The 22,530-nt window shown below is 29.6% G+C and carries 24 protein-coding genes; 17 read left to right on the top strand and 7 right to left on the bottom strand.

Annotation, left to right across the window (positions count from 1 at the left end; genetic code table 11):
- The 4 genes from LJD32_RS07765 to LJD32_RS07750 all read left to right on the top strand — a co-directional run bounded on the left by LJD32_RS07765 (window position 1) and on the right by LJD32_RS07750 (window position 3,703).
- Window positions 1-687 (top strand): GntR family transcriptional regulator, encoded by a 687-nt coding sequence (locus LJD32_RS07765; RefSeq protein WP_032089618.1) that lies wholly within the window; start codon window positions 1-3, stop codon window positions 685-687.
- A gap of 88 nt (window positions 688-775) precedes the next feature.
- Entirely contained in the window at window positions 776-1,555 is a 780-nt protein-coding gene (locus tag LJD32_RS07760) for a hypothetical protein (protein ID WP_227392098.1), read from the top strand.
- 76 nt (window positions 1,556-1,631) lie between these two features.
- Entirely contained in the window at window positions 1,632-3,197 is a 1,566-nt protein-coding gene (locus tag LJD32_RS07755) for a ClC family H(+)/Cl(-) exchange transporter (protein WP_227392097.1), read from the top strand.
- Between the two features lie 8 nt (window positions 3,198-3,205).
- Complete coding sequence (locus tag LJD32_RS07750; protein ID WP_227392096.1) at window positions 3,206-3,703, top strand: pyridoxamine 5'-phosphate oxidase family protein; 498 nt, start codon at window positions 3,206-3,208, stop codon at window positions 3,701-3,703.
- Between the two features lie 33 nt (window positions 3,704-3,736).
- Here LJD32_RS07750 and LJD32_RS07745 read toward each other — a convergent pair whose 3' ends face one another.
- From LJD32_RS07745 to LJD32_RS07730, 4 genes are all read right to left on the bottom strand, one after another.
- Window positions 3,737-4,504: a histidinol-phosphatase gene (locus LJD32_RS07745; protein ID WP_227392095.1), complete on the bottom strand. Its 768-nt coding sequence runs from the start codon at window positions 4,502-4,504 to the stop codon at window positions 3,737-3,739.
- Window positions 4,505-4,569: 65 nt separating this feature from the next.
- Complete coding sequence (locus LJD32_RS07740; protein WP_227392094.1) at window positions 4,570-5,247, bottom strand: PspA/IM30 family protein; 678 nt, start codon at window positions 5,245-5,247, stop codon at window positions 4,570-4,572.
- 2 nt (window positions 5,248-5,249) lie between these two features.
- A complete protein-coding gene (locus tag LJD32_RS07735) occupies window positions 5,250-6,230 on the bottom strand; it encodes a hypothetical protein (protein WP_227392093.1) in 981 nt (326 codons plus the stop codon).
- A gap of 421 nt (window positions 6,231-6,651) precedes the next feature.
- A complete protein-coding gene (locus LJD32_RS07730) occupies window positions 6,652-7,017 on the bottom strand; it encodes a metal-dependent transcriptional regulator (RefSeq protein ID WP_032089624.1) in 366 nt (121 codons plus the stop codon).
- 227 nt (window positions 7,018-7,244) lie between these two features.
- Here LJD32_RS07730 and LJD32_RS07725 point away from each other — a divergent pair, with 227 nt between their 5' ends.
- The 5 genes from LJD32_RS07725 to LJD32_RS07705 all read left to right on the top strand — a co-directional run bounded on the left by LJD32_RS07725 (window position 7,245) and on the right by LJD32_RS07705 (window position 10,592).
- On the top strand, window positions 7,245-7,454 hold the full coding sequence (locus tag LJD32_RS07725) for a FeoA family protein (protein WP_048924941.1): 210 nt from the start codon (window positions 7,245-7,247) through the stop codon (window positions 7,452-7,454).
- A gap of 16 nt (window positions 7,455-7,470) precedes the next feature.
- A complete protein-coding gene (locus tag LJD32_RS07720) occupies window positions 7,471-7,689 on the top strand; it encodes a FeoA family protein (protein ID WP_022000741.1) in 219 nt (72 codons plus the stop codon).
- Between the two features lie 18 nt (window positions 7,690-7,707).
- Complete coding sequence (gene feoB / locus LJD32_RS07715; RefSeq protein ID WP_227392092.1) at window positions 7,708-9,882, top strand: ferrous iron transport protein B; 2,175 nt, start codon at window positions 7,708-7,710, stop codon at window positions 9,880-9,882.
- A gap of 49 nt (window positions 9,883-9,931) precedes the next feature.
- Window positions 9,932-10,120 carry a FeoB-associated Cys-rich membrane protein gene (locus LJD32_RS07710; RefSeq protein ID WP_022002705.1) on the top strand — a complete coding sequence of 63 codons (189 nt, stop codon included), beginning with the start codon at window positions 9,932-9,934 and terminating at the stop codon, window positions 10,118-10,120.
- Between the two features lie 118 nt (window positions 10,121-10,238).
- Window positions 10,239-10,592: a heavy-metal-associated domain-containing protein gene (locus tag LJD32_RS07705; protein WP_227392091.1), complete on the top strand. Its 354-nt coding sequence runs from the start codon at window positions 10,239-10,241 to the stop codon at window positions 10,590-10,592.
- Window positions 10,593-10,796: 204 nt separating this feature from the next.
- On the opposite strand, the gene LJD32_RS07700 is transcribed toward LJD32_RS07705, so the two are convergent.
- Complete coding sequence (locus tag LJD32_RS07700; RefSeq protein ID WP_032089628.1) at window positions 10,797-11,228, bottom strand: DUF4240 domain-containing protein; 432 nt, start codon at window positions 11,226-11,228, stop codon at window positions 10,797-10,799.
- 41 nt (window positions 11,229-11,269) lie between these two features.
- A complete protein-coding gene (locus LJD32_RS07695) occupies window positions 11,270-13,144 on the bottom strand; it encodes a transglycosylase domain-containing protein (protein ID WP_227392090.1) in 1,875 nt (624 codons plus the stop codon).
- A 54-nt stretch (window positions 13,145-13,198) separates the two neighbouring features.
- On the opposite strand from LJD32_RS07695, the gene LJD32_RS07690 reads away from it, so the two are divergent.
- The 7 genes from LJD32_RS07690 (at window position 13,199) to LJD32_RS15315 (ending at window position 18,971) form a co-directional block, all read left to right on the top strand.
- Window positions 13,199-13,597, top strand: coding sequence for a hypothetical protein (locus tag LJD32_RS07690; RefSeq protein ID WP_052010804.1), 399 nt, complete (start codon window positions 13,199-13,201; stop codon window positions 13,595-13,597).
- Entirely contained in the window at window positions 13,584-15,092 is a 1,509-nt protein-coding gene (cls, locus tag LJD32_RS07685) for a cardiolipin synthase (RefSeq protein ID WP_147580774.1), read from the top strand. Before LJD32_RS07690 ends, cls begins: the two co-directional genes overlap by 14 nt.
- Window positions 15,093-15,167: 75 nt before the next feature.
- Entirely contained in the window at window positions 15,168-16,829 is a 1,662-nt protein-coding gene (gene argS, locus LJD32_RS07680) for an arginine--tRNA ligase (RefSeq protein ID WP_118632607.1), read from the top strand.
- Between the two features lie 12 nt (window positions 16,830-16,841).
- Window positions 16,842-17,174, top strand: coding sequence for a DNA-directed RNA polymerase subunit delta (rpoE, locus tag LJD32_RS07675; protein WP_107030207.1), 333 nt, complete (start codon window positions 16,842-16,844; stop codon window positions 17,172-17,174).
- Between the two features lie 77 nt (window positions 17,175-17,251).
- On the top strand, window positions 17,252-17,998 hold the full coding sequence (locus LJD32_RS07670) for a DeoR/GlpR family DNA-binding transcription regulator (protein ID WP_227392089.1): 747 nt from the start codon (window positions 17,252-17,254) through the stop codon (window positions 17,996-17,998).
- A gap of 99 nt (window positions 17,999-18,097) precedes the next feature.
- Window positions 18,098-18,760, top strand: coding sequence for a DUF5680 domain-containing protein (locus tag LJD32_RS07665; RefSeq protein WP_227392088.1), 663 nt, complete (start codon window positions 18,098-18,100; stop codon window positions 18,758-18,760).
- A gap of 76 nt (window positions 18,761-18,836) precedes the next feature.
- Window positions 18,837-18,971 (top strand): hypothetical protein, encoded by a 135-nt coding sequence (locus LJD32_RS15315; protein ID WP_264472086.1) that lies wholly within the window; start codon window positions 18,837-18,839, stop codon window positions 18,969-18,971.
- 36 nt (window positions 18,972-19,007) lie between these two features.
- On the opposite strand, the gene LJD32_RS07660 is transcribed toward LJD32_RS15315, so the two are convergent.
- Complete coding sequence (locus LJD32_RS07660; protein WP_227392087.1) at window positions 19,008-19,904, bottom strand: glycyl-radical enzyme activating protein; 897 nt, start codon at window positions 19,902-19,904, stop codon at window positions 19,008-19,010.
- A 163-nt stretch (window positions 19,905-20,067) separates the two neighbouring features.
- On the opposite strand from LJD32_RS07660, the gene LJD32_RS07655 reads away from it, so the two are divergent.
- Window positions 20,068-22,479 (top strand): glycyl radical protein, encoded by a 2,412-nt coding sequence (locus LJD32_RS07655; RefSeq protein ID WP_227392086.1) that lies wholly within the window; start codon window positions 20,068-20,070, stop codon window positions 22,477-22,479.
- Window positions 22,480-22,530 lie beyond the last annotated feature (51 nt).

The raw sequence follows: 22,530 nt of genomic DNA, 5'->3' as shown, positions 1-22,530 counted from the left end.
ATGAAAAAAAATATTTTAGAAAATGCAGGACATGGTTCCTTAGGACATCGTATCTTTTGTATTTTAAGAGATAAGATTTTAAATGAAGAATATGAAAAAGGACAAAAATTAAATGAAGTTGTTCTTTCTAAAGAACTAAATATTTCTAGAACACCTATTAGAGAAGCTTTAAAACAATTAGAGTTAGAAGGATTAGTTAAAAGTATTCCTAATAAAGGAGTTTATGTATTAGGTTTTTCATCAAGAGATATTGATGATATGTTAGAAATTCGTGTTGTTTTAGAAAGTTTATCTGTACAACTTGCTATTGATCGTGTTACTCAAGAAGAATTAGATAGAATTAAAGAAATCTATGATTTATTAGAATTCTATGCTGAAAAAAATGATCAAGAAAGATTTACAGAAGTAAACATTGATTTCCATGAAGCTATTTATAGAGCAACTCATTCACAATATTTTGAACAATTATTGTCAGATATTAACTATTATATTCATGTTACTTCCAGACATTCAATTAAACAACCAAATCGTTTAATTGAAGCAGCACAAGAACATAAAGAAATTTATGAAGCGATTGTAAAGAAAGATAAAGCACTTGCAAAAGCAAATGTAGAAAAACATATTAGAAAAACACAATCATTGGTAAGAAATTACTATGATGAAAAAGACGAAGCAACAGAAGAATAGTGCGAGAGAGGGAAACCTCTCTTTTTTATAAATTGTAATTCTTAAAAAATGTGTTATTTTAAGAAACTGAAAAAAAGGAGATGATGTTTTGAATACGTTTAAAGAAAGAAGTAATTATCTAAAAGCAATCGCATTGATGTCAATCTTTACTTTTATTTTTCTAGGAATGGAGTATTTATTTGTTGACATGATTTCTCTTTTAGTTTCTGAAAATAGAGTTGTTTTATCACAAAATTATGTATTAGGAATGAGTTATCTAGGATTTATTTTATATTCCTTATATAATCGTTATTTTAAAGGATTATCTCGTAAAATATGTATCGTAATCAGTACCACTATTATTGGACTGATTACCATTTTTTATTTACATCCAATCTATCCTCTTACACTTATAACGGGACTTGTCTTATTTCTTTTTTTAGGAGGGTTAGGTGGTATTACTTCTTCATCATATTGGAATAAACGCTATGGTAGCCAAAAAGGAAGCTGGGGAAATCTTATTGATTCCTTTAAAGAAAATACAAAATATGTCTATAGTATATATCTTAAATTAAATGATAAAGGATATAATGAAAATTACTATTTTGATAAAAATACAAAGCTAATCATTAATGGGAAAACAATTGATCTTCCTCTTGAGTCAATAAATGTTGATGAATTAGAAGGAGGTACTATTTGGTATTCTAATGTTTTAGAAATGACCCCAGAATTACAAAACATTAAAATAGAAACATCACAAGAAACGAAAAAAAATACAAATACAAAAGTGAAAACAGGCGATCATACCAAGTATATGGTCTATATGGGATTAATAGGGTTAAGCTTATTAGGTGCTTATTGTATTATTATGAAAAACTATATTCATTAACCATACAGAAATCATGGTACAGTTTCTTTTTTTTTTGACAAAGTGTTATAATAAAAATCGAATTGGGAGGAGAGTTATGGAAAGAAAAGAATTTTCAATTGTTCGTTTTTTAAGTTCAAAAAGTCGATTTGATAATATTGTATTATTAGAAGGCTTTATTGTTGGTATATTAGCAGGGGTTGTGGCAGTTATTTATAGATTGATGTTATCTTATGGTGAAAAGATTGCCTATTTTGTTGTCGATTATATTAAAAATAATACATTTCATTTATGTATTTGGATCATTTGTATTTTAATGATTGGTTTTATTATTTCTAAATTATTAAAATATGAATCTTATATTTCAGGAAGTGGAATTCCACAGGTAGAAGCTGAAATGATTGATCAAATAGACGAAAAATGGTATAAGGTCATCCTTGCTAAAATGATAGCAGGAACACTTTCAATAGTTGGCGGTTTATCTCTTGGTAGAGAAGGGCCAAGTATTCAACTAGGAGCTATGATTGGAAAAGGACTAGCTTCTGTATTTAAAAGAATGAAATTAGAAGAAAAGTATCTTTTGACATGTGGGGCAGCAGCAGGGCTTTCGGCTGCATTTAATGCACCATTAGCTGGTGTCTTGTTTGCCTTAGAAGAAATTCATAAAAACTTTTCACCACTTGCCTTAGTAACTGTTATGGTTGCTTCACTTACAGGAGATTTTATTAGTAAAAATATTTTTGGGATGACACCATCTCTTTATTTTCCACTTGTTGAAAGTTTGCCTTTAGGTCAATATGGATTTTTAATCATCTTAGGAATTATTGCAGGTTTATTAGGTGTGCTTTATAATAAAACAACAATGTTTACATTAAAACTTTATGATAAAATCACTTTTTTAAAGAATAATCAAAAGATTTATATTCCTTTAATTATTTCTATTGGCTTTATGATTTTCTATCCAGATGTTTTATGTGGAGGACATCATATTATTGATTTACTTCATGAAGGAAATTATGTTTTAAGTTCTGTTTTATTGCTCTTGGCTATGAAATTTATTTTTTCATTGATTTCTTTTGGATCAGGAGCTCCTGGAGGTATTTTCTTTCCACTATTAGTTCTTGGAAGTTTAATAGGTTGTGGATATGCTCTTGTTGTTACAACTTATTGTGGTGTACCAGCTATGTATTTTAATAACTTTATAGTTGTAGCGATGGCAGGACTTTTTGCAAGTATTGTTCGTGCACCGATTACAGGCATTGTTTTAATTGCTGAAATGTGTGGTAGTTTATCACAATTTTTACCAATTGCTGTATGTAGTTTTGTCGGCTATATTGTAGCAAATATGCTAAGATGTGAACCTATTTATCATAGTTTATTAAACCGTATGATCAAAAATGGCAATCATGAAATTTCACTTGAAGAAAAAGAAATTCTTCATTATTCAATTGAACTTGGTTCATGTTGTTTAGATCAACCAATTAAAGATTTAGGCTTACCGAAAGAATGTGTCATTATTTCAATTAATCGAGGAATTGAAGAAATTGTTCCTCGTGGGGATACCGTTTTACATTTAGGAGATCATCTGACAATCTTAGTGAATAAAGAAAATAGAGAAGTAACAAAAGATATTTTACATAAATTCTTTACATTAGAAATATAGGTGATGATATGTTTAGAAAAATAAGAAGAAAAAAACAAGAGCTAACTGAAAAACAATGTTTAGATATTTTAAGACGTGCCAAAACAGCCACGCTTGCTTTATCAGGGGATGATGGTTATCCTTATTCAGTACCGATGAATTTTGTTTATGAAGATGGAAAAATCTATTTTCATGGTGCTAAGGAAGGACATAAAATAGATGCTATTAAGAATAATCCGAAAGTATCAATGAGTATTATTGATCAAGAAGATGTCATTGAAGAAGAATTAACAACCTATTTTAGAAGTGTCATTCTTTTTGGGGAAGCAAGAATCTTACAAGAAGATGATGAAATCTATCATGCAATTAAAACATTAGGTTTGAAATATAATGAAGATGAAGTTACTGTTGAAAAAGAAATACAAAGAGAATGGAAAGCTCTTTGTTGCATAGAAATTACTATTGAACATATTTCAAGAAAACAAGCAATTGAACTTGTTAATAAAAACTATCAAGATTTGTTTTAGATTCTTGATAGTTTTTTTGTAAGGACATTGTCCTTATTTTTTTAATGTCTTAATAGTATCAATCAGTTCAACATCTAAAGAAGAAAGATAATTGAAGGCTTGTTGATAGATATCGTCTTTTAAAAGGGCATCAGGGCTATGGGCATCAAAACCAATGATGGCTTTATTTTGATATTTACTTGCAATTTTCCAAAAAGATTCATTAGGATAATGTCTACCAGACATAAACCCTAAAAGATTAAATTCTAAAGGCATATCTTTTTCTTTAGCATAAGCACATAAACGTGACATTTCTTCTTGATAAAGTTTTGAATCTTTATCATAGTAAACAAGATCAGGATGAGCTATATAACTATAAAGACCTGTATCGATTGCTTTAATACAATGATCTACATAAGCTTTTAAATAGTATTCATTGACAGGACTTCCAAAGTATTGATGAAGTTCATCTGTTTGATAGTAATGATTTCCTAAAATAATGTAATCAATTTGTTTATCTTTTAACATCTTTTCAAGCCAAGGCATATATCTTTCAAAATATTCACATTCTAATCCAATTAAAATAGAAATTTGATCTTTATATTTTTCTTTAAGATAACGAATGCTTTCAATATAATCATCTAATTGACTTTCAGGCATACGCATTGTTGCTTTAAAAGAAGAATCATAATGCCAAGGTGTATGATCAGAAAATCCTAATTCTTTGATACCAGCTTTAATAGCTGCTTTTACATATTCTTCATCTTTTCCACTAGCGTGATAGCATCTCGTGGTATGGGTATGATAATTATTTTTATTCATGGTTTCACCTCGAAAATATTATAATACAAAAAAAGGAATATACAAATGTATATTCCAAGCAATTATTATAATCCAAGTTTTGCTTTCATAGCAGCTAATTCATCTTCAACAGAAGCGTCACTACCGTTTGATGTATACTTATCAGCAAGAGTAGAAGCAGCACTTGTATGAGCGTTTAATTCTGCTTCAGCAGTTGCAGCATCTAACATTTTTTCAGCTTTCTTTTCATAGCGTTCAAATGATTCCATAGAAGATTTTGTTTTATCTCCACCAGAAACAATTTTATTAATATGTTCTTGAGCTTTAGCAGAAGCAACTGTTGCTTTAATAGCATCTCTTCTTGCTTCTAATGTTTCGATATCGTTTACTAATTTATCATGCATTTGACGCATTTTATCAGCATTGGCATGAGTAAGTTCTTGTGTTTTTTTGTATGAAACAAGATTGCTTTCATATTGTTGTTTTTTAGCAATCAATGTTCTTGCATCATCTTCATTACCTGCTTTTAATGCATTTTGTGCAGCAGTTGTATATTTAGTGATCTCTTCTTCACATTCTTTAACTTGTCGATCAGCACTTTTAGCATCAGCAATAATATTTGCTGTTTCTTTTTTGACTTCAGCAAGATCTTCTCTTAAATCTCTTAATGTTTGATCAATCATTTTTGCTGGATCTTCACATTTGTCTAATAAAGCATTAATGTTACTTTTCATGATGTCTGTAAATCTTGTTAAAATTCCCATAATTATTCTTTCCCTTCTTCATTTAAGTATTTATCTCTTAAATCATCAGATTTATCAAGAGGTGTTTTTAAAATTTCAATTGTTTCTTTTGCTTTTTCTTTATCACGTTTGAATTTCATACGTAAAATATAAATAATTCCACCGATAACAATGACAATACCTACAATAATACAAATAATTTTAATGATATCTTTAGAGGTTGTTGATTTTTTCATAATTGTTTTAGCTGTTGAATCGAATGTTTTTGTAAAAACATCTACAGTCGATAATGAACTGTCTGTCCAATAACGATCTATGTAATTCCAAAAAATATCAATAGCTTCACTATCCATTACCGATGTGACTTGTTTACCATTGACATAAGCCATATAGCCTATTTCATCAGAATTCTGTTCCTCAAAGTAAACAAATAAGAAGGTATCTTCATTATCGATGTTTTCTGAATACCATGTTTGAGCATATTCATCTTTTTGATTATCACTTGTTAGGCTTTCATCATAACTTTTTAAATAAATATAAGGTTGAATTCCTGTTTTATTGTAGAAGTTTTTAAGATTTTTAGAAAGCTTTGATTGATTTTCGATATAGCCTAGTTCATCCTTAATACAGTTATTATCATAAGCAACTGGATTTTCTATTTTTTCTCGATTAATAGTCGAAGTAACATCACTATGATCATTACTTATCATAAAAAAGCTAAAAATAATGATTGCAAAAATAATAATACAGGCAATTAATGTTCCTAAGCCACTCGATGAGTGTGTATAAGTATTTCTACGATAACCATAATAACCTCTTCTCGGTGGTCTTGGTGGTGGGGGTTCATGGTGATAACCACCTCCAAAAGATGGTCCTCTATTAAATGAAGAACCTCCTGTTGGTCTCCTTGATGAACTTCCAACATGGTGTCCACCACCTACACGACCACTTGAATGTCCTCCAGATGAACGATGACCTCCTCCGCTAGTTCCAGGTCTTGGCATACTTTCACCTCTCTTTCTTTATTGAGTTTTATTATAAATATTATACATGAATCTTTTTAGAAAAGATATATTATAAAGATTTTAGTTCAATAAATGATAAAAAGAATAAATATAAAAAAGTATGTAATATTTATTGACATATAGGTTAGCCAATGCTAACATATAGTTGTAGTTAGCGAGGGATAACCCACAGAAAGGTTGAAGAGCTATGAAAAAGAAATTCAAGCGCAGCTTGATGGCTCTTGCTTTACAAATTAGTGTCGTCGTTGCTGCAATACTATTCGTTTAATTGTCTTATGATTATTTAACTTAAATTAGCCAAATTCCTTTTTCCTATCATAAGATTATTAAGGGAAGCAAAAGTTTGGTAAGATCACTTACCTTTTTTTGTTTATAAAATAAAAACTCTTCCTAGGAAGAGTTATTTTTGTTTCATGTGTTCTTTGATTTTATTCATTGTTTCATCAGAGATTACATGTTCAATTCGACATGCATCATTAACAGCGGTATCGTGGCAAACACCAATGCTTTCAAAAAATGAAGATAATGTGTCATGACGATCATAAATTGTGTTTGCTACTTCGGCACCTTTATCAGTTAATTCGATATAACCTTTACTATCTACGATAATATATTCATCTTTTTTTAATAAACCAATAGCACGAGAAACACTCGGTTTGGAATAATTAAGTTCTCTTGCAATATCAATAGAACGAACATCTTTATTCTTTTTCGATAAGACGAGAATCGTTTCTAAATACATTTCTCCTGATTCTTGTAAATTCATGCGCATCACCTCTTACTGTATTATATCATATTTTAATCGAGATAAGCAATGAATAAGCACGTTGTAAATTGTTGAAAGAGGGTTGACATCTATTTCAAAATGAAGTATATTCTATTTGAAGTTAGAGAAGTCTAACTATATTTTATGTCTTATAGTTAGCAAATACTAATCAAATTAGCATAACCTAATGTGGTTAGCGAGGACAAATTCTTGAGGAGGTAAGTAAGATGCCGTTAACAATGTTAAACATAGGAGAAACCGGTAAAATCAAAAGAATTGGTGGGAACGAAGAAACGAGAAGATTTTTAAATAATCTTGGTTTTGTTGTTGGCACTGAAGTTTCTGTTGTTTCGGCAATCGGGGGAAATGTGATTGTTAATATCAAGGATTCTCGCGTTGCTATTAATGAAGATATGGCAAAACGTATCATGGTGTAGAAAAGGGGGAAGTGTTGTGAAACTTAATGAAGTAGAAGTTGGTAGCACTGTCACTGTTAAGAAAATCGAAGGTGATGGAGCTTACAAAAGACGTATTATGGATATGGGTATCACTAAAGGGGTAGAATTATATATTAGAAAAGTTGCTCCTCTTGGAGATCCTGTTGAAATTACTGTAAGAGGTTATGAATTATCAGTTAGAAAAAACGATGCACAATGTGTTGAAGTTGAATAACGGAGGGGAAAGTTAAAAATGAATATTAAATTTGCGCTTGCAGGTAACCCTAACTGTGGTAAAACAACAATGTTTAACGCATTAACAGGTGCTAATCAATATGTTGGTAACTGGCCAGGTGTTACTGTAGAAAAGAAGGAAGGAAAAGTAAAAGGAAACAAAGAAGATAATATTACTGTTGTTGACTTACCAGGTATTTATTCTTTATCTCCTTATACATTAGAAGAAGTTGTCAGCCGTGATTTTCTTTTAAATGAAGATCCAGATGTCATCATTGACTTAGTTGACGCTACTAATATTGAAAGAAACTTATATTTAACAACTCAATTAATTGAAACTGGGGTTCCAGTAGTTATTGCTTTAAATATGGCAGACCTAATTGAAAAAAGAGGTTTAAAAATTGACACTAAACGTTTATCAATGGTATTAGGATGTCCTATTATTGAAACTTCTGCTTTAAAAGGAACAGGTTTAAAAGAATTAATTGCTGAAGCTGTTAAAGTTGCTAAACAAGGTGAACATCAATTACCAGGAGCTATTTTCAGTGAAAAACTTGAAAAAGCAATTGATACTGTTGTTCCTGCTTTATCTGAAACAATTGCTGCTAACAAAAAAAGATGGTATGCTGTTAAAGTTTTAGAAAATGATGAAAAAGTAATGAATCATATTGTTTTAGATGCTCAAGCTAAAACTACTATTGATGCATTAAGAAAAGATTTAGAAACTGAATTAGATGACGATATGGAAAGTATTGTTACTGATGGTCGTTATACTTATATTCAAAAAATAATTTCAACAACTGTTGAAAAACCAAAAGAAAAATTAACAATTTCTGACAAAATTGATAAAATTGTAACAAACAGATTCTTAGGAATTCCTATTTTCTTATTAATCATGTATATTGTTTACTATATTTCAGTTACAACTGTTGGGACATTCGTTACTGACTGGACAAATGATGTCTTTGTTGTAGCTATTCAAGATGCTGTATCTGGATTCTTAAGTTCAGTTGGAGCAAGTGGTTTATTATCTGCTGTTATCGTTGATGGTATCATCGGTGGTGTTGGTGCAGTTATCGGATTTGCACCTCAAATGGCAATCTTATTCTTATTCTTATCAATCTTAGAAGATTGTGGTTACATGGTTCGTATTGCATTCGTCATGGACAGAGTATTTAGATATTTCGGTTTATCTGGAAAAAGCTTTATTCCGTTATTAATTGGTTCTGGTTGTGGTGTTCCTGCTATTATGGCATCTAAAACAATCGAACAAGATAATGATAGACGTTTAACTATTATGACTGCTACATTTATTCCTTGTGGTGCAAAATTACCTGTTATCGCTTTATTAGGTGGAGTTATGGCTGGTAAAGTTGCTGGTTGGGAAGCTGGAGGAATGATTGCTCCTGCAATGTATTTCTTAGGTATTGTTGCTGTATTAGTTTCTGCTATTATCTTAAAGAAAACAAAACCATTCTCTGGTAAACCTGCTCCATTCGTAATGGAATTACCAGAATATCATATTCCTAGTGTTAAAACTGTATTATTACACGTATGGGAAAGATTAAAAGCATTCTTAATTAAAGCTGGTACAATCTTAGTTGTTGCTTGTATCGTTATTTGGTTCTTATCTACATTCGGATTTGAAGGTGGATCATTTGGTATGGTAGAAGATACTGCTAATAGTTTAATCGCTGTTATTGGTAATGTTATTGCTCCAATCTTTGCTCCACTTGGATTTGGTAACTGGCAATCAGTTGCTTCATCATTAACTGGATTCTCAGCTAAAGAAGCAATCGTTTCTACAATGGGTGTATTAGCTAATGTTGCTGGAGATACTGAAGATGCTGTTAACGTTGCTGCTGGTGTAGCTCAATGGTTCCCAACTGCAATGGCTGCATTATCATTCTTAATCTTTAACTTATTAGATTCACCATGTTTAGCTGCTATTTCAACAATGGCTAACGAATTGAATGATAGAAGATGGTTCTGGTTTGCAATTATCTTCCAAAACGTATTTGCTTACGCTGTTTCATTAATGGTATATCAAATTGGTTCATTAGTATTATATGGAACATTTGGATTCTGGACAGTTGTTGCATTCGTTGTTCTTGCATTCATGTTATACATGTTATTTAGACCTGATCCATATAAAGATCAAAAAGTTTATTCTACAAGATCAGTTGAAGCATAATAAAATCCGGAATTACTCCGGATTTTTATAAATTAAAGGAGGTATTATTATGGCTAATGTGATTATTGTTTTATTAATTGTTGCCTATTGTGCATGGGTCATCTATACACATTTCTTTAGAAAGAAAGATGGACATAAGTGTAGTGGTATTTGTGCAGGGTGTAGTCAATGTTCATCTCCTTTAGATGATTATTATAGAGATCAAAAGAAAATGAAAGAGAGACATAATCATGGGTAATGTAAGTGGTTCGACTTTCTATATGTTTTTAGGAGTACTTGTTATTTATTTAATAGGTGTTTCTATTTACACACTTGTTCAAAAAATTAAGAAGAAAAGAAAATAACAGGAGGTAATTATGGCTAATGTTATTATCGTTCTTATATTAGTGGTGGTTGTTGGTATTGCTTTAAAATCAACAAGAAAACACATGAAGGGTGAAAGTTCTTGTTGTGGCGGTGGTGGAGAAATCTATCAAGCTTTAGAAGATAAAAAATTAGACAATCCAATTATTAAAGAAAAAGTATTTAAAATTAAAGGTATGACTTGTCAACATTGTGTGGCTAATGTAACACGTGCAATTAATGCTATTGAAGGCGTAAGTTCACAAGTGAACTTAAAAAAAGAAGAAGCACATGTTGTCTATGATCGAGATGTTGATGATCAAGTGATTATATCTGCTGTCAAACAAGTAGGATATGATGTTATTTAGGGAAGAAGAAATTCTTCTCTTTTTTTATAAAACGATTGATATTCATGTCTATACATGGTACATTTAATATGTATAGACAAGATATAATTGTTGCGATTAAAAGTTAAAGAAATACACATCTCATACACCAAGCACTCCAAATTCTTTAATAATGTCTATATATAATGAAGTATCTAAAAAGAGGATTTCAAAAATCCTCTTTTTTTACCAATATTTGGTATTGCTTTTTGTTTGAATATTATATTTAGGTGTATGTGGATATTTTTCAATAGATTTGTTGTTTTTGATAGACCAAGCTTTTGCTGGAAGCGTTAAAAGCTGTGGACATTTTAATTCACCATCTAGTGGTTTAATGAGGGAAATGATATCATGATAATATTTATTACCATTTGTAAGAACATAAGCTCTTTGATTTAAGAAATCTTCCTCATTAAATTGTTCTTGATTGATGCTATGTTCATAGATTTCTTTACGATCTAATTCATATAGAAATTCAGACATTAAATCATGAAAATCAAAAATATATTGATCTTTATGATTTACTAAAAAATTAATAATTGGTTCAAAAACTTCATCTGTATTTTCACTATCCCAATAACCTTTTTTTAATATTCCCCAAAAAGAATTTTTAAACATTTTCATCACCATATCCATTCTATAGGATAATGAACAAGATATCAAGGACTCCCTTTTCTAAACCAATAAACAATCCCTGTTTCATCAATATTTCCATAGATAGGATTAATAGCGATAGCATTTAATTTAGATGTTAATTTATACCAACTTTCTTTTTTGATTTCTTTATTTAAAAAATTAATCGCCACTTCTTTAGCAAGTACTTTTTCCTGACTGTTTTCTATTTTTCGATTATCATCATAGCCTACCCAACCATTAATGAGGATATTAGGATTATAAGCAACAATCAAATTATCATAATCTGTACTTCCTGTTTTACAGGCAACTTTATATTTGGTTTGATAATTTTCCATTGTTGCATTTAAATAAGTTGAAAATTGTTTATTAAAGGTTCCTGTTAATAATTGATTGAGGATTAAACAGCTTTCTTTGTTCAAATTTTGAATTCTTTGATTTTTATGTTGATAAATAGTTTTTCCTTGATGATCAACGATTTTTTCAATGGTATAAAGATGTTGATATTTACCACCAGAAGCAATATTACAGTAGATATTTGAAAGATTATAAATGTTTGTATTAACTGTTCCAAGTGCTAAAGAGGCGTTGTTTTTAGCGTTGATTCCATAGGATTTAAGAAAATCTCTAAGATTTTCTGTACCTAAAAATAAATGTGTTTTTACAGCATAAATATTATCGCTGACAGCAATAGCTTGAGCAAGTGTGATTTCTTGATAAGCATATTTTTGATGAAAATTAGCAGGAGAGTAAGTTGTATTGTTACTTAATTTAAAGGTCGTTGGTTCGCATAGAAAACGTGTAGAGGGGTTAAATCCGTTTTCTAAGGCTAAATAATAGAGAAAAGGTTTCACTGTACTTCCTATTTGTCTAGAAGCATGTATTGCACGATTATATTGAGAATTAGCGTAATCTTTACCACCAATCAAGGCTTGTAATTGATTGGTTTTAGGATTTGCAACCGTAAAAGCGCATTGTAGATCACCTTGTATTTTCTTTTCTTTAATAAGATCATTTAAAGTATTTTGATATTCACTGTTAAAAGAAGTATAAATATTTAATCCTTTATTTAAATATTGATTATTATAAAAACCTAATTCCTCTAATTCTTCTAAAACAGTATCCTTATAATAATAAGTAGACATATTTTCATTAAGTGAATGTTCACTTGCTAAATTAAGAGTTTGTTTTTGAGTGGCCTCTAAAATACTTTGAGTAATCATTTGATTATCATACATAGCTTTTAAAACAAGACTTTGTCTTTGTTTAGCTCTTTCTTTGTTTAAAATTGGTGAATAATATTGGGGACCATTGACAACCCCTGCTAACATGCTTGCTTCATTTAAAGTCAATTCTTTTGCTTTTTTACCATAGAAATACTGGGATGCATTTTCAATGCCATAAATTCCATGTCCAAAATAGACATTATTGATATAACCTTCTAAAATTTCCTTTTTTGATAAATGCGTTTCTAATTGTAAAGTAAAAAAAGCTTCTTTTACTTTACGAGACCAAGTCTTTTCATTTGTTAAATAAAGAAGACGAGCGTATTGTTGGGTTATTGTGCTAGCACCTTGAGAAGTTTTCCTTTTTAGGACATTTGTTTTTATTGCCCGGGAAATTCCGACATAATCAAACCCATGATGACTATAAAAACGTTTATCTTCAATAGCAACAATTGCTTTTAAAAAATAAGGACTAACATCATCAATTGAAACATATTGCCCACTATAATTATTGACACTTTGATAAAAAATCTTATTTTGATCATCATAAAGCTTTATGTAACGATCTTTATTAAGTTCAGGTTTTCCTACACAAAAGGCAATAACATACATCAATAAAAGAAATGTGAAGAAAAATATAAAACAATAAAGAATTCTTTTTATAAACTGTCTCATTTTATCACCGATTTTATTCTTGCCATTTTATGTTATAATATGCACGGTGATAGAATGAAAAAGAATATTAAAGTAAATTATAAGAGTATATTTAAATATGATGATCATCATGAAACAGTTCAATTTAAAAGTGATGGAATCTATGAAAAAGGATTTGATAAAGAGAAATTTACTTTCTATAACAATGATCAAAAGATAGAAATTATTTTAAAAGGTAAAGAAATGACATTAGCTAATGGACCTTCTTTATTAAATCTTTCTTATCATAGAAAGATAGGAAATCATTATCATACAGATTATGGGATGATAGAACTCTTTACAGAACTTATTACAATGGAACATGATCGTTATTTAAAAGTGAAGTATATTTTAAGTGATGAGCATCAACAATTAAGTGAAGTTTACGTGATGATGAAATATGATTTTTATGGAGAAGAAAATGAAGCAATCTAAAAAGTTATTAACGAATAAAATATTATTTTCAGGTTTATTGATTTTAATTCAATTAATTATTGTTTTTGTTGCCTTTTTGACGATTCATAGATCATCTAGATTTTTTGTCTATTTGTTCAAGCTTATTAGCGTTCTTGCTGCTTTATATATTATAAATAAGGATGATGCAAGTGCTTATAAGATTACCTGGCTTGTTTTGATAGCTGCTGTACCTTTTGTAGGTGGTGTTCTTTATGTATTTTTAGGAGATAAAAAACCAAGTCAAAGGTTACAATTTGCTTTTTTAAAACAAATAAAGAATCAACGTATTATTGAAAATGATATTATAGAAGAAGTAGCTGATCCTTATATTAAAGGACAAATGAATTATTTAAATCAACAAAGGTATCCTACTTATTATGGACAAGATCTTAAATATTTTTCATTAGGTGATGATGCTTTTGAACCTTTATTGGAATCTTTAAGAAATGCGAAAAAATTCATTTTTATGCAATTTTTTATTGTTGATGAAGGAAAAATGTTGAAAAGTGTTTTAGATATTCTTAAAGAGAAAGTTAAAGAAGGCGTAGAAGTGAGATTTATGTATGATGATGTAGGATCACTTACGATGTTGCCTCGTCATTATGATCGTCAACTTGAAAAAATGGGCATAAAGAGTGTGGCATTTAATCCTTTTATACCTGTTTTATCTTTAGCGATGAATAACCGTGATCATAAAAAGATCGTGGTGATTGATGGTGAAATAGGCTTTAGTGGTGGATTTAATTTAGCAGATGAATATATTAATCAAAGAGTTAAATATGGGCATTGGAAGGATTCTGGGTTAATGATTCATGGTCCTGCTGTTAATTCGCTTACGAAGATGTTTTTAGAATCATGGAATGTAGCAAGAAATACAGAAGAAGATTATGAAAAGTATTATGTGCGCTCTCAGCAAAAATTTGAGGTAGATGGCTATGTAACTCCTTATGGAGATTCTCCTTTAGATGATGAAAATGTAGGTGAAAATGTTTATTTAAACATGATCAATCAAGCGTATGATTATTTATATATTACAACACCTTATTTGATCTTAGATGATAACTTACAAACAGCATTGATCAATGCTGCTAAAAGAGGAGTCGACGTACGCATCATTACACCAGGAATACCAGATAAAAAAATTGTTTTTAGAGTTACACGTTCATATTATCAAACATTGATCAAACATGGTATTCGTATTTATGAATATACTCCTGGATTTATTCACGCTAAAAACTTTTTAGTGGATGATAAATGTGCAACAGTAGGGACAATTAATTTAGATTATCGTAGTTTATATCTTCATTTTGAAAATGGAATTTATTTATATAACAATAAAATATTAAAAGATATTAAGGAAGATTTTTTAGCGACAGTAGAAAAGTCTCATGAAATTACCTTGGATGAAGTTGTAACTGGTAAATTTATGGGTTGGTTTGAAGCAATTTTACGTGTAATTGCTCCATTACTTTAGGTAAAAAACATTGACTTTATGCACTCTTAATGGTAACGTATAAACGATTAAATATCTTTTTTAAGGAGGTAAAAAATGGCTGTAAATAAAATTGAAATTGCATTAAAAGAAGCACTAAAAAAAGCAATGGTTAAATGCAATTTTGTAGAAGATTATGAAATAGATCAAATCACAATAGAAATACCAAAAGAAAAAAGTCATGGTGATTATTCAACAAATATCGCTATGCAACTTACAAGATTACTTAGAAAGAATCCAAGAATGATTGCAGAACAATTAATCGAAGCAATTGATAAAGAGGAAGCAAATATCGATTCTATTGAAATTGCTGGTCCAGGATTCATCAATATGTTTATGAAAAAAGATGCTTTAACTTCTATTATTAAAGAAGTATTAGCAGAAAAAGATGATTATGGAAAAAGTGATGCAGGAAAAGGGATTAAATATAATGTTGAATTCGTTTCTGCCAATCCAACAGGAGATTTACATTTAGGACATGCTAAAGGGGCAGCAGTAGGAGATAGTATTTGTCGTATTATGTCAGCTGCAGGATATGATGTTACAAGAGAATATTATATTAATGATGCAGGAAATCAAATTTATAATTTAGCTTTATCTTTATATGCAAGATATAGAGAAGCTTTTGGTTTAGATTTTGAATTACCTGAAGATGGATATCATGGTCAAGATATTAAAGATATCGCTGTTAAAATCAAAGAAGAAGTTGGCGATAAATATTTAAATGCAGATCATGATGAAATGATTGCTTTCTTTAGAAAAGAAGGAACTAAATTTGAATTACAAAAAATTAAAGATATTTTAGCGGAATTTAGAGTTCATCATGATGTTTGGTTCTCTGAAACTTCTTTATATGAAGAAAATAAAGTAGTTCCTACAATTGAAAAATTAAAAGAAAAAGGATTTACTTATGAACAAGATGGGGCTTTATGGTTTAAATCAACTGAATTTGGAGATGATAAAGACCGTGTCTTAATTAAATCTGATGGAAGTTATACTTATTTAACTCCTGATATTGCTTATCATTTAAATAAATTAGATAGAGGTTATGAATATTTAGTAGATTTATTAGGAGCAGATCATCATGGTTATATCAATCGTATGAAAGCTGCTATTCAAGCTTTAGGTTATAATAGTGATCAATTAAATATTGATATTCTACAAATGGTAAGAATGATGGAAAATGGTGAAGTTGTTAAAATGTCTAAACGTACAGGAAATGCAATCACTATTAAAGATTTAATTGATGATATTGGTGTTGATGCAACTCGTTATTTCTTTGCCGCTAAAGCAGCCAATACACCTTATGATTTTGATTTAACATTAGCTAAATCTAAATCAAATGATAACCCTGTTTATTATGCACAATATGCTCATGCAAGAATGTGTTCAATTTTAAGACAAGCTAAAGAAAATGATATTACAATTGCAGATCATTTTGAATTACTTGTAAATGATAAAGAAATGGCTTTATTAAAACATATTAATGAATTTAGAAATGAAATTGCGGATAGTGCAAAATCAAGAAGTCCACATAAAATCGCAAATTATATTCAAAGACTTGCACAATTATTCCATAGTTTCTATAATGATTGTTATGTAATAGATAAAGAAAATATTGAATTATCAATGCAACGTTTAGCTTTAGTAGAAGCAACACGTATTACATTAAAAAATGCATTAAACTTAATTGGTGTTGAAGCACCTGAAAAAATGTAAGGAGAGATAAAGATGGATAAAAATAGATCAATGGTTGATGTTGCTTATGAATTAATGTCTAAAAAGAAAAAAGCAGTTAATTTCTATAAATTATGGCAAGAAGTAAGTGAAGTAAAAGGTTTTGATGAAGAAGAAAAAGATGAAAAAGAATCTTTATTCTATACAAACATTACTTTAGATGGACGTTTCATTACAATTGGTGAAAATAACTGGGATTTACGTTCTCGTCATAAATTTGATGAAGTACACATCGATATGAATGACATCTATACTGACGAAGATGAAGAATCTGAAGAAGTAGAAGACGATGTAGATAGTACAATCGAAGATGATTATAATAACTAAGAGGCAAGGCCTCTTTTTTAATAAAATCCTTGCTTTCAAATAAAAGTAGATATTCTTATTAATGAAAGGATTATTTTATGAATAAACGACAAACAAAGATTTTAGAATTACTCACACAAAATAAAAAAGTAGAAGTTACAAAACTTTCTGAATTACTAGGAGTTTCACAAGTTACAATTCGTAAAGATTTAGATGCTCTTTCAGAAAGTGGTATGTTAATTAGAGAACATGGGTATGCTACTCTTAATAAAAGTGATGATATGAATATTCGTCTTGCTTATCATTATGAACAAAAACAAAAAGTAGCTAAAAAAGCAGTAGAATCGATTCAACATGGTGAAACAATTATGATTGAATCAGGTTCATGTTGTGCTCTAGTAGCCTTAGAAATTGCAAAGACAAAAAAAGATGTCACACTGATTACCAATTCTGCATTTATTGCAGATTATATTCGTAAACATACAGCTATTAAAATTATTTTATTAGGTGGAGAATATCAACATGAATCTCAAGTGATGGTAGGACCAATGATGAGAAAATGTGCAGAAGCATTTTTTGTGGATAAACTCTTTATTGGAACAGATGGTTTTAGTATTGATACAGGATTTACAGGAAATGACTATATGCGTTGTGAAGCTGTTAAAGATATGGCAAGACAAGCAAGTCATGTTATTATTGTTACTGAATCAGATAAGTTTCATCAAAAAGGAGTTTCTAATTTAATTGATTTACATCAAGTATCATGTATTTATACAGATCAAGGAATTCCTCAAGAAGTTGAAGAATATTTTAAAGAAAAACATATACAAGTTGAGAAAGTTTGATCCTAAGGTTTCCTTAGGATTTTTTGTAGCAAAAATGTAAAGGAAAGTTGCTGGTGATAAGAAGTAAGAATGTTATAATTTTTCTAGGAGGTGACAATAATGCTTAATGAAAAGATAGTGTATTATAGAAAGAAAAACATGCTTACACAAGAAGAACTAGCATATCAATTAAATGTTTCAAGACAAACAGTTACAAAATGGGAAACAGGAACTATTTATCCTAATATTGAGTATTTAATAAAACTTTCAAATCTTTTTGGTGTTTCAATAGATTATTTAGTTAAAGAGGATGATTGTTTAACATTAGAAACTCATAAAATTGAAATAAGTGAACTTTCATGCTTTCTTGTAAAAGCCAAAAAGGCAACGTATGCAAATAAAACAAATAAAGTCAATTCTTCAAGAAAAGAGTCTCATGATTATTCATATCAAGAGAATAATTATACTTATTTAGATTCTTTCTTTGGTGCGGAAAATTTTAGTGGACAAGAAATTGTTTATAAAGATGAAAAACCATGTTGGTCTATGAATTACTATGGAAGGGTTATAGAGGAAAACTTTAATGGTGATTTTTTAAAAGAAGCTTTATTACAAGTTGATGAAGAATTGCCTTTTAGAGGTCCTTTATTTTATCAAAAAGGGGAGTATCTTTACTTGTTGCGTATTCAAGGAAAAATTGATTTTTTTCAGGGTGTTGAAGAAATATATTATCAAACATATAAAGTTTATGAAGGATTTATACAAGGCGGAATTGTGAAATAAATAATGACAAATATTTTAAATAAATTTTAATATACTCTTAATGAAGAATGATTATTTCTAAAACAGGAGAGAGTATATGAAAAATTTAGAAAGAAAAGATATTTTAAATGTGAAAAAGAATAATAAAAAACAAAGTGTTTTTGATAATTCTGAAGTAGTATTAAATATTTTGTATAATACGTATATAAAGAGTCAACTTCATAAAAAATAAAAAGCTATCTGTAAGTAAATAGATAGCTTTTTATATCTAAAAGAAACAATCAATGCCTTTATCTAAAAAGATTTGTTGATAATCTTTTAAATCTTCTTCATGATAAGCTTGATAAGTTTTTAAAGAATATTCTTTATTTAATAAGTCATATTTTTTTTCACCAAATTGATGAAAAGGAAGAAGTTGTACCTTTTGAATGTTTGATACTTTTAATAATTCACTTATTCCTTCAGCATCTTCTAAAGAATCATTAAAATCAGGAATAACAGGAATGCGTGGTAAAACATTAAGTTGATGTTGAATAGCCCATTGAAGATTTTCAACAATTAAATCATTATAAACACCTGTTCCTTCAAAATGTTGAAGTCGATTATAATGTTTTACATCAAAAAGTAAAAGATCAAATAAAGGTGCTAATTTTTGAAATGTTTCTTTTTGAATATATCCCGTTGTTTCAATAGCAACATGTAAATTCTTTTCTTTAAGAGATAAAACAAGCTCTTCTAGAAATTCAGGTTGTGCCATACCTTCACCCCCAGAGATAGTTACACCACCATTAGATTCTTCATAAAAATCAATATCTTGCATGCAGACATCCACAATTTCTTGGATTTCTTTAAAGTATCCTTCGTGACTTAATGCTTTAGTTGGACAATGATTGACACATTGTAGACAGCCAATACATTTATCATGATTAAAGATCATATGGTTTTCTTTTTCAATAATTGCTTGTTTTGGGCAGTTAAGTAAACATTTCTTACAATGAACACATTTTTCAAAGTCATAAAGTATTTGTAGCTTATGTAATTGGGATTCAGGATTTGAACACCATTTACATTTTAAAGGACAGCCTTTAAAGAAAACGGTCGTACGAATACCTGGACCATCATGGATACTAAATTTTTGTATATTAAATATTAATCCTTTTTCCATAGTTTTTCTCCTCGCTAATATCCTAACATATCTTTTTATAAGTTTCAAATGAAACTAAAATTGTTTATTTATGAAAATAATATTGACTTATTTTTTGCTTATTATATAATTTAATTGCAAAAGAAAGATTTGAAACTTACGAATGAAAGCTGAGGGAAGAAAAATGAAAAATAGTGAACACTTTGGTGAACTTACATCAAGAATGAATCATTTTAGAGAAGAAGTCTTAGATAAAAAACCATATATCTGTGCAAAAAGAGCACTCCTTGCGACAGAGGCATATAAAGAACATTTAAATGAACCGCCAATTATGAAAAGAGCGTATATGTTAAAAAACATCTTAGAAAAGATGCCTATTTATATTGAAGAAGATACTTTGATTGTAGGAAATCAAGCTTCATCAAATAGAGATGCACCCATCTTTCCAGAATATACAATGGAATTTGTGATGAATGAACTTGATCTATTTGAAAAAAGAGATGGAGATATTTTCTATATTACTGAAGAAACAAAAGATGAATTAAGATCTATTGCACCATTTTGGGAAAATAATAATTTAAGAAGTAAAGGAGGCGCTTTGCTTCCAGATGAAGTGAGTGTTTATATGGAAACAGGTTTCTTTGGAATGGAAGGGAAGCTTAATTCTGGAGATGCGCATTTAGCGGTAGATTATCAACAAGTTTTACAAAAAGGTTTAAAAGGATATGAAGAAAGAGTTAAAGGTTTAAAAGAAAAACTTGATTTATGTATGCCTGAAAATATTGATAAATATCAATTTTATAAAGCTGTTTTAATTGTCATTGATGCAGTTAAAACATATGCAAGACGTTACAGTGATCTTGCTTTAGAACTTGCAGAAAGTACTGATGGGAAACGAAAAGAAGAATTAGAAGAAATTGCACGTATTTGTAAGAAAGTTCCTTATGAAAAAGCAGAAACTTTCTATGAAGCGATTCAATCAACATGGTTTATTCAATTAATTCTACAAATTGAATCGAATGGGCATTCTTTATCTTATGGACGTTTTGATCAATACATTTATCCTTACTATAAACATGATAAAGATCTTCATAATATAACAGAAGAACAAGCTGTTGAATTATTAGATAACTTATGGATCAAAACTCTAACAATCAATAAGGTGCGTTCACAAGCCCATACTTTTTCAAGTGCCGGAAGCCCAATGTATCAAAATGTAACCATTGGTGGACAAACACCTGATAAAAAAGATGCAACGAATGAACTTTCATATTTAGTATTAAAATCAGTTGCCCAAACACGTTTACCACAACCAAACTTAACAGTGCGATATCATAAAAATATGCCAAAAGCTTTTTTGGATGAAGCTATTGAAGTTATGAAACTTGGTACAGGAATGCCTGCATTCAATAATGACGAAATCATTATTCCATCATTTATTGAAAAGGGTGTCAAAGAAGAAGATGCATATAACTATTCAGCGATTGGTTGTGTTGAAACAGCAGTTCCTGGTAAATGGGGTTATCGTTGTACAGGGATGTCTTATATGAACTTCCCACGTATTTTATTAATGGCAATGAATGATGGGGTAGATATGACTTCTGGAAAACGATTCTTTGAAGGTAGTGGTTACTTTAAAGATATGACATCTTATGATGAACTCTTTAAAGCGATTGAAAAAGGAATGCGTCATTTGACACGTATGTCAGTGATTGTTGAAAATGCGATTGATTTAGCACTTGAAAGAGATGTTCCTGATGTTTTATGTTCAGCCTTGACAGAAGATTGTATTGGTCGTGGAAAAACAATCAAAGAAGGTGGCGCTGTTTATGATTTTATTTCAGGGTTACAAGTAGGAATTGCGAATATGGCAGATAGTCTTGCAGCTATTAAAAAACTTGTCTTTGAAGAAAGAAAAATCACACCTGAAGAATTATGGAATGCTATTTTAGATGATTATACAAGTGAAGAAAGTCAAAGAATTCAAGAAATGTTAATTAATGATGCCCCTAAGTATGGTAATGATATTGATGAAGTCGATCAATTAGTAGTTGATGTTTATAATATTTATATTGATGAAATGAAAAAATATCCAAATACTCGTTATGGAAGAGGTCCAATCGGTGGGATTCGTTATGCTGGTACTTCAAGTATTTCTGCCAACGTTGGACAAGGTTATGGCACAATGGCTACTCCAGATGGAAGAAAAGCACATACACCTCTTGCTGAGGGATGTTCACCAGCTCATGCGATGGATAAAAAAGGACCAACTGCTGTGTTTAAATCTGTTTCTAAATTACCAACACATGAAATTACTGGTGGTGTTTTATTAAATCAAAAGGTAACACCTCAGTTATTATCGAAAGAAGAAAATAAAGAAAAGATTGAAATGTTGATTAAAACCTTCTTCAATCGATTAAAAGGTTATCATGTTCAATACAATGTTGTTTCTAAAGAAACATTATTAGATGCCCAAGCACATCCTGAAAAGCATAAAGATTTAATTGTTCGTGTTGCTGGCTATTCCGCATTCTTTAATGTGTTATCAAAAGCAACACAAGATGATATTATTGGAAGAACTGAACAAACATTATAGGAGAAAAGAAAATGGAATTTATAATTGATACAGTAAACTTAGAAGATATAA

It is taken from the genome of Faecalibacillus sp. TM498, assembly GCF_020589955.1.
Lineage (GTDB): Bacteria > Bacillota_I > Bacilli_A > Erysipelotrichales > Coprobacillaceae > Faecalibacillus > Faecalibacillus intestinalis.
This window is presented reverse-complemented; position numbering and strand designations above follow the sequence as displayed.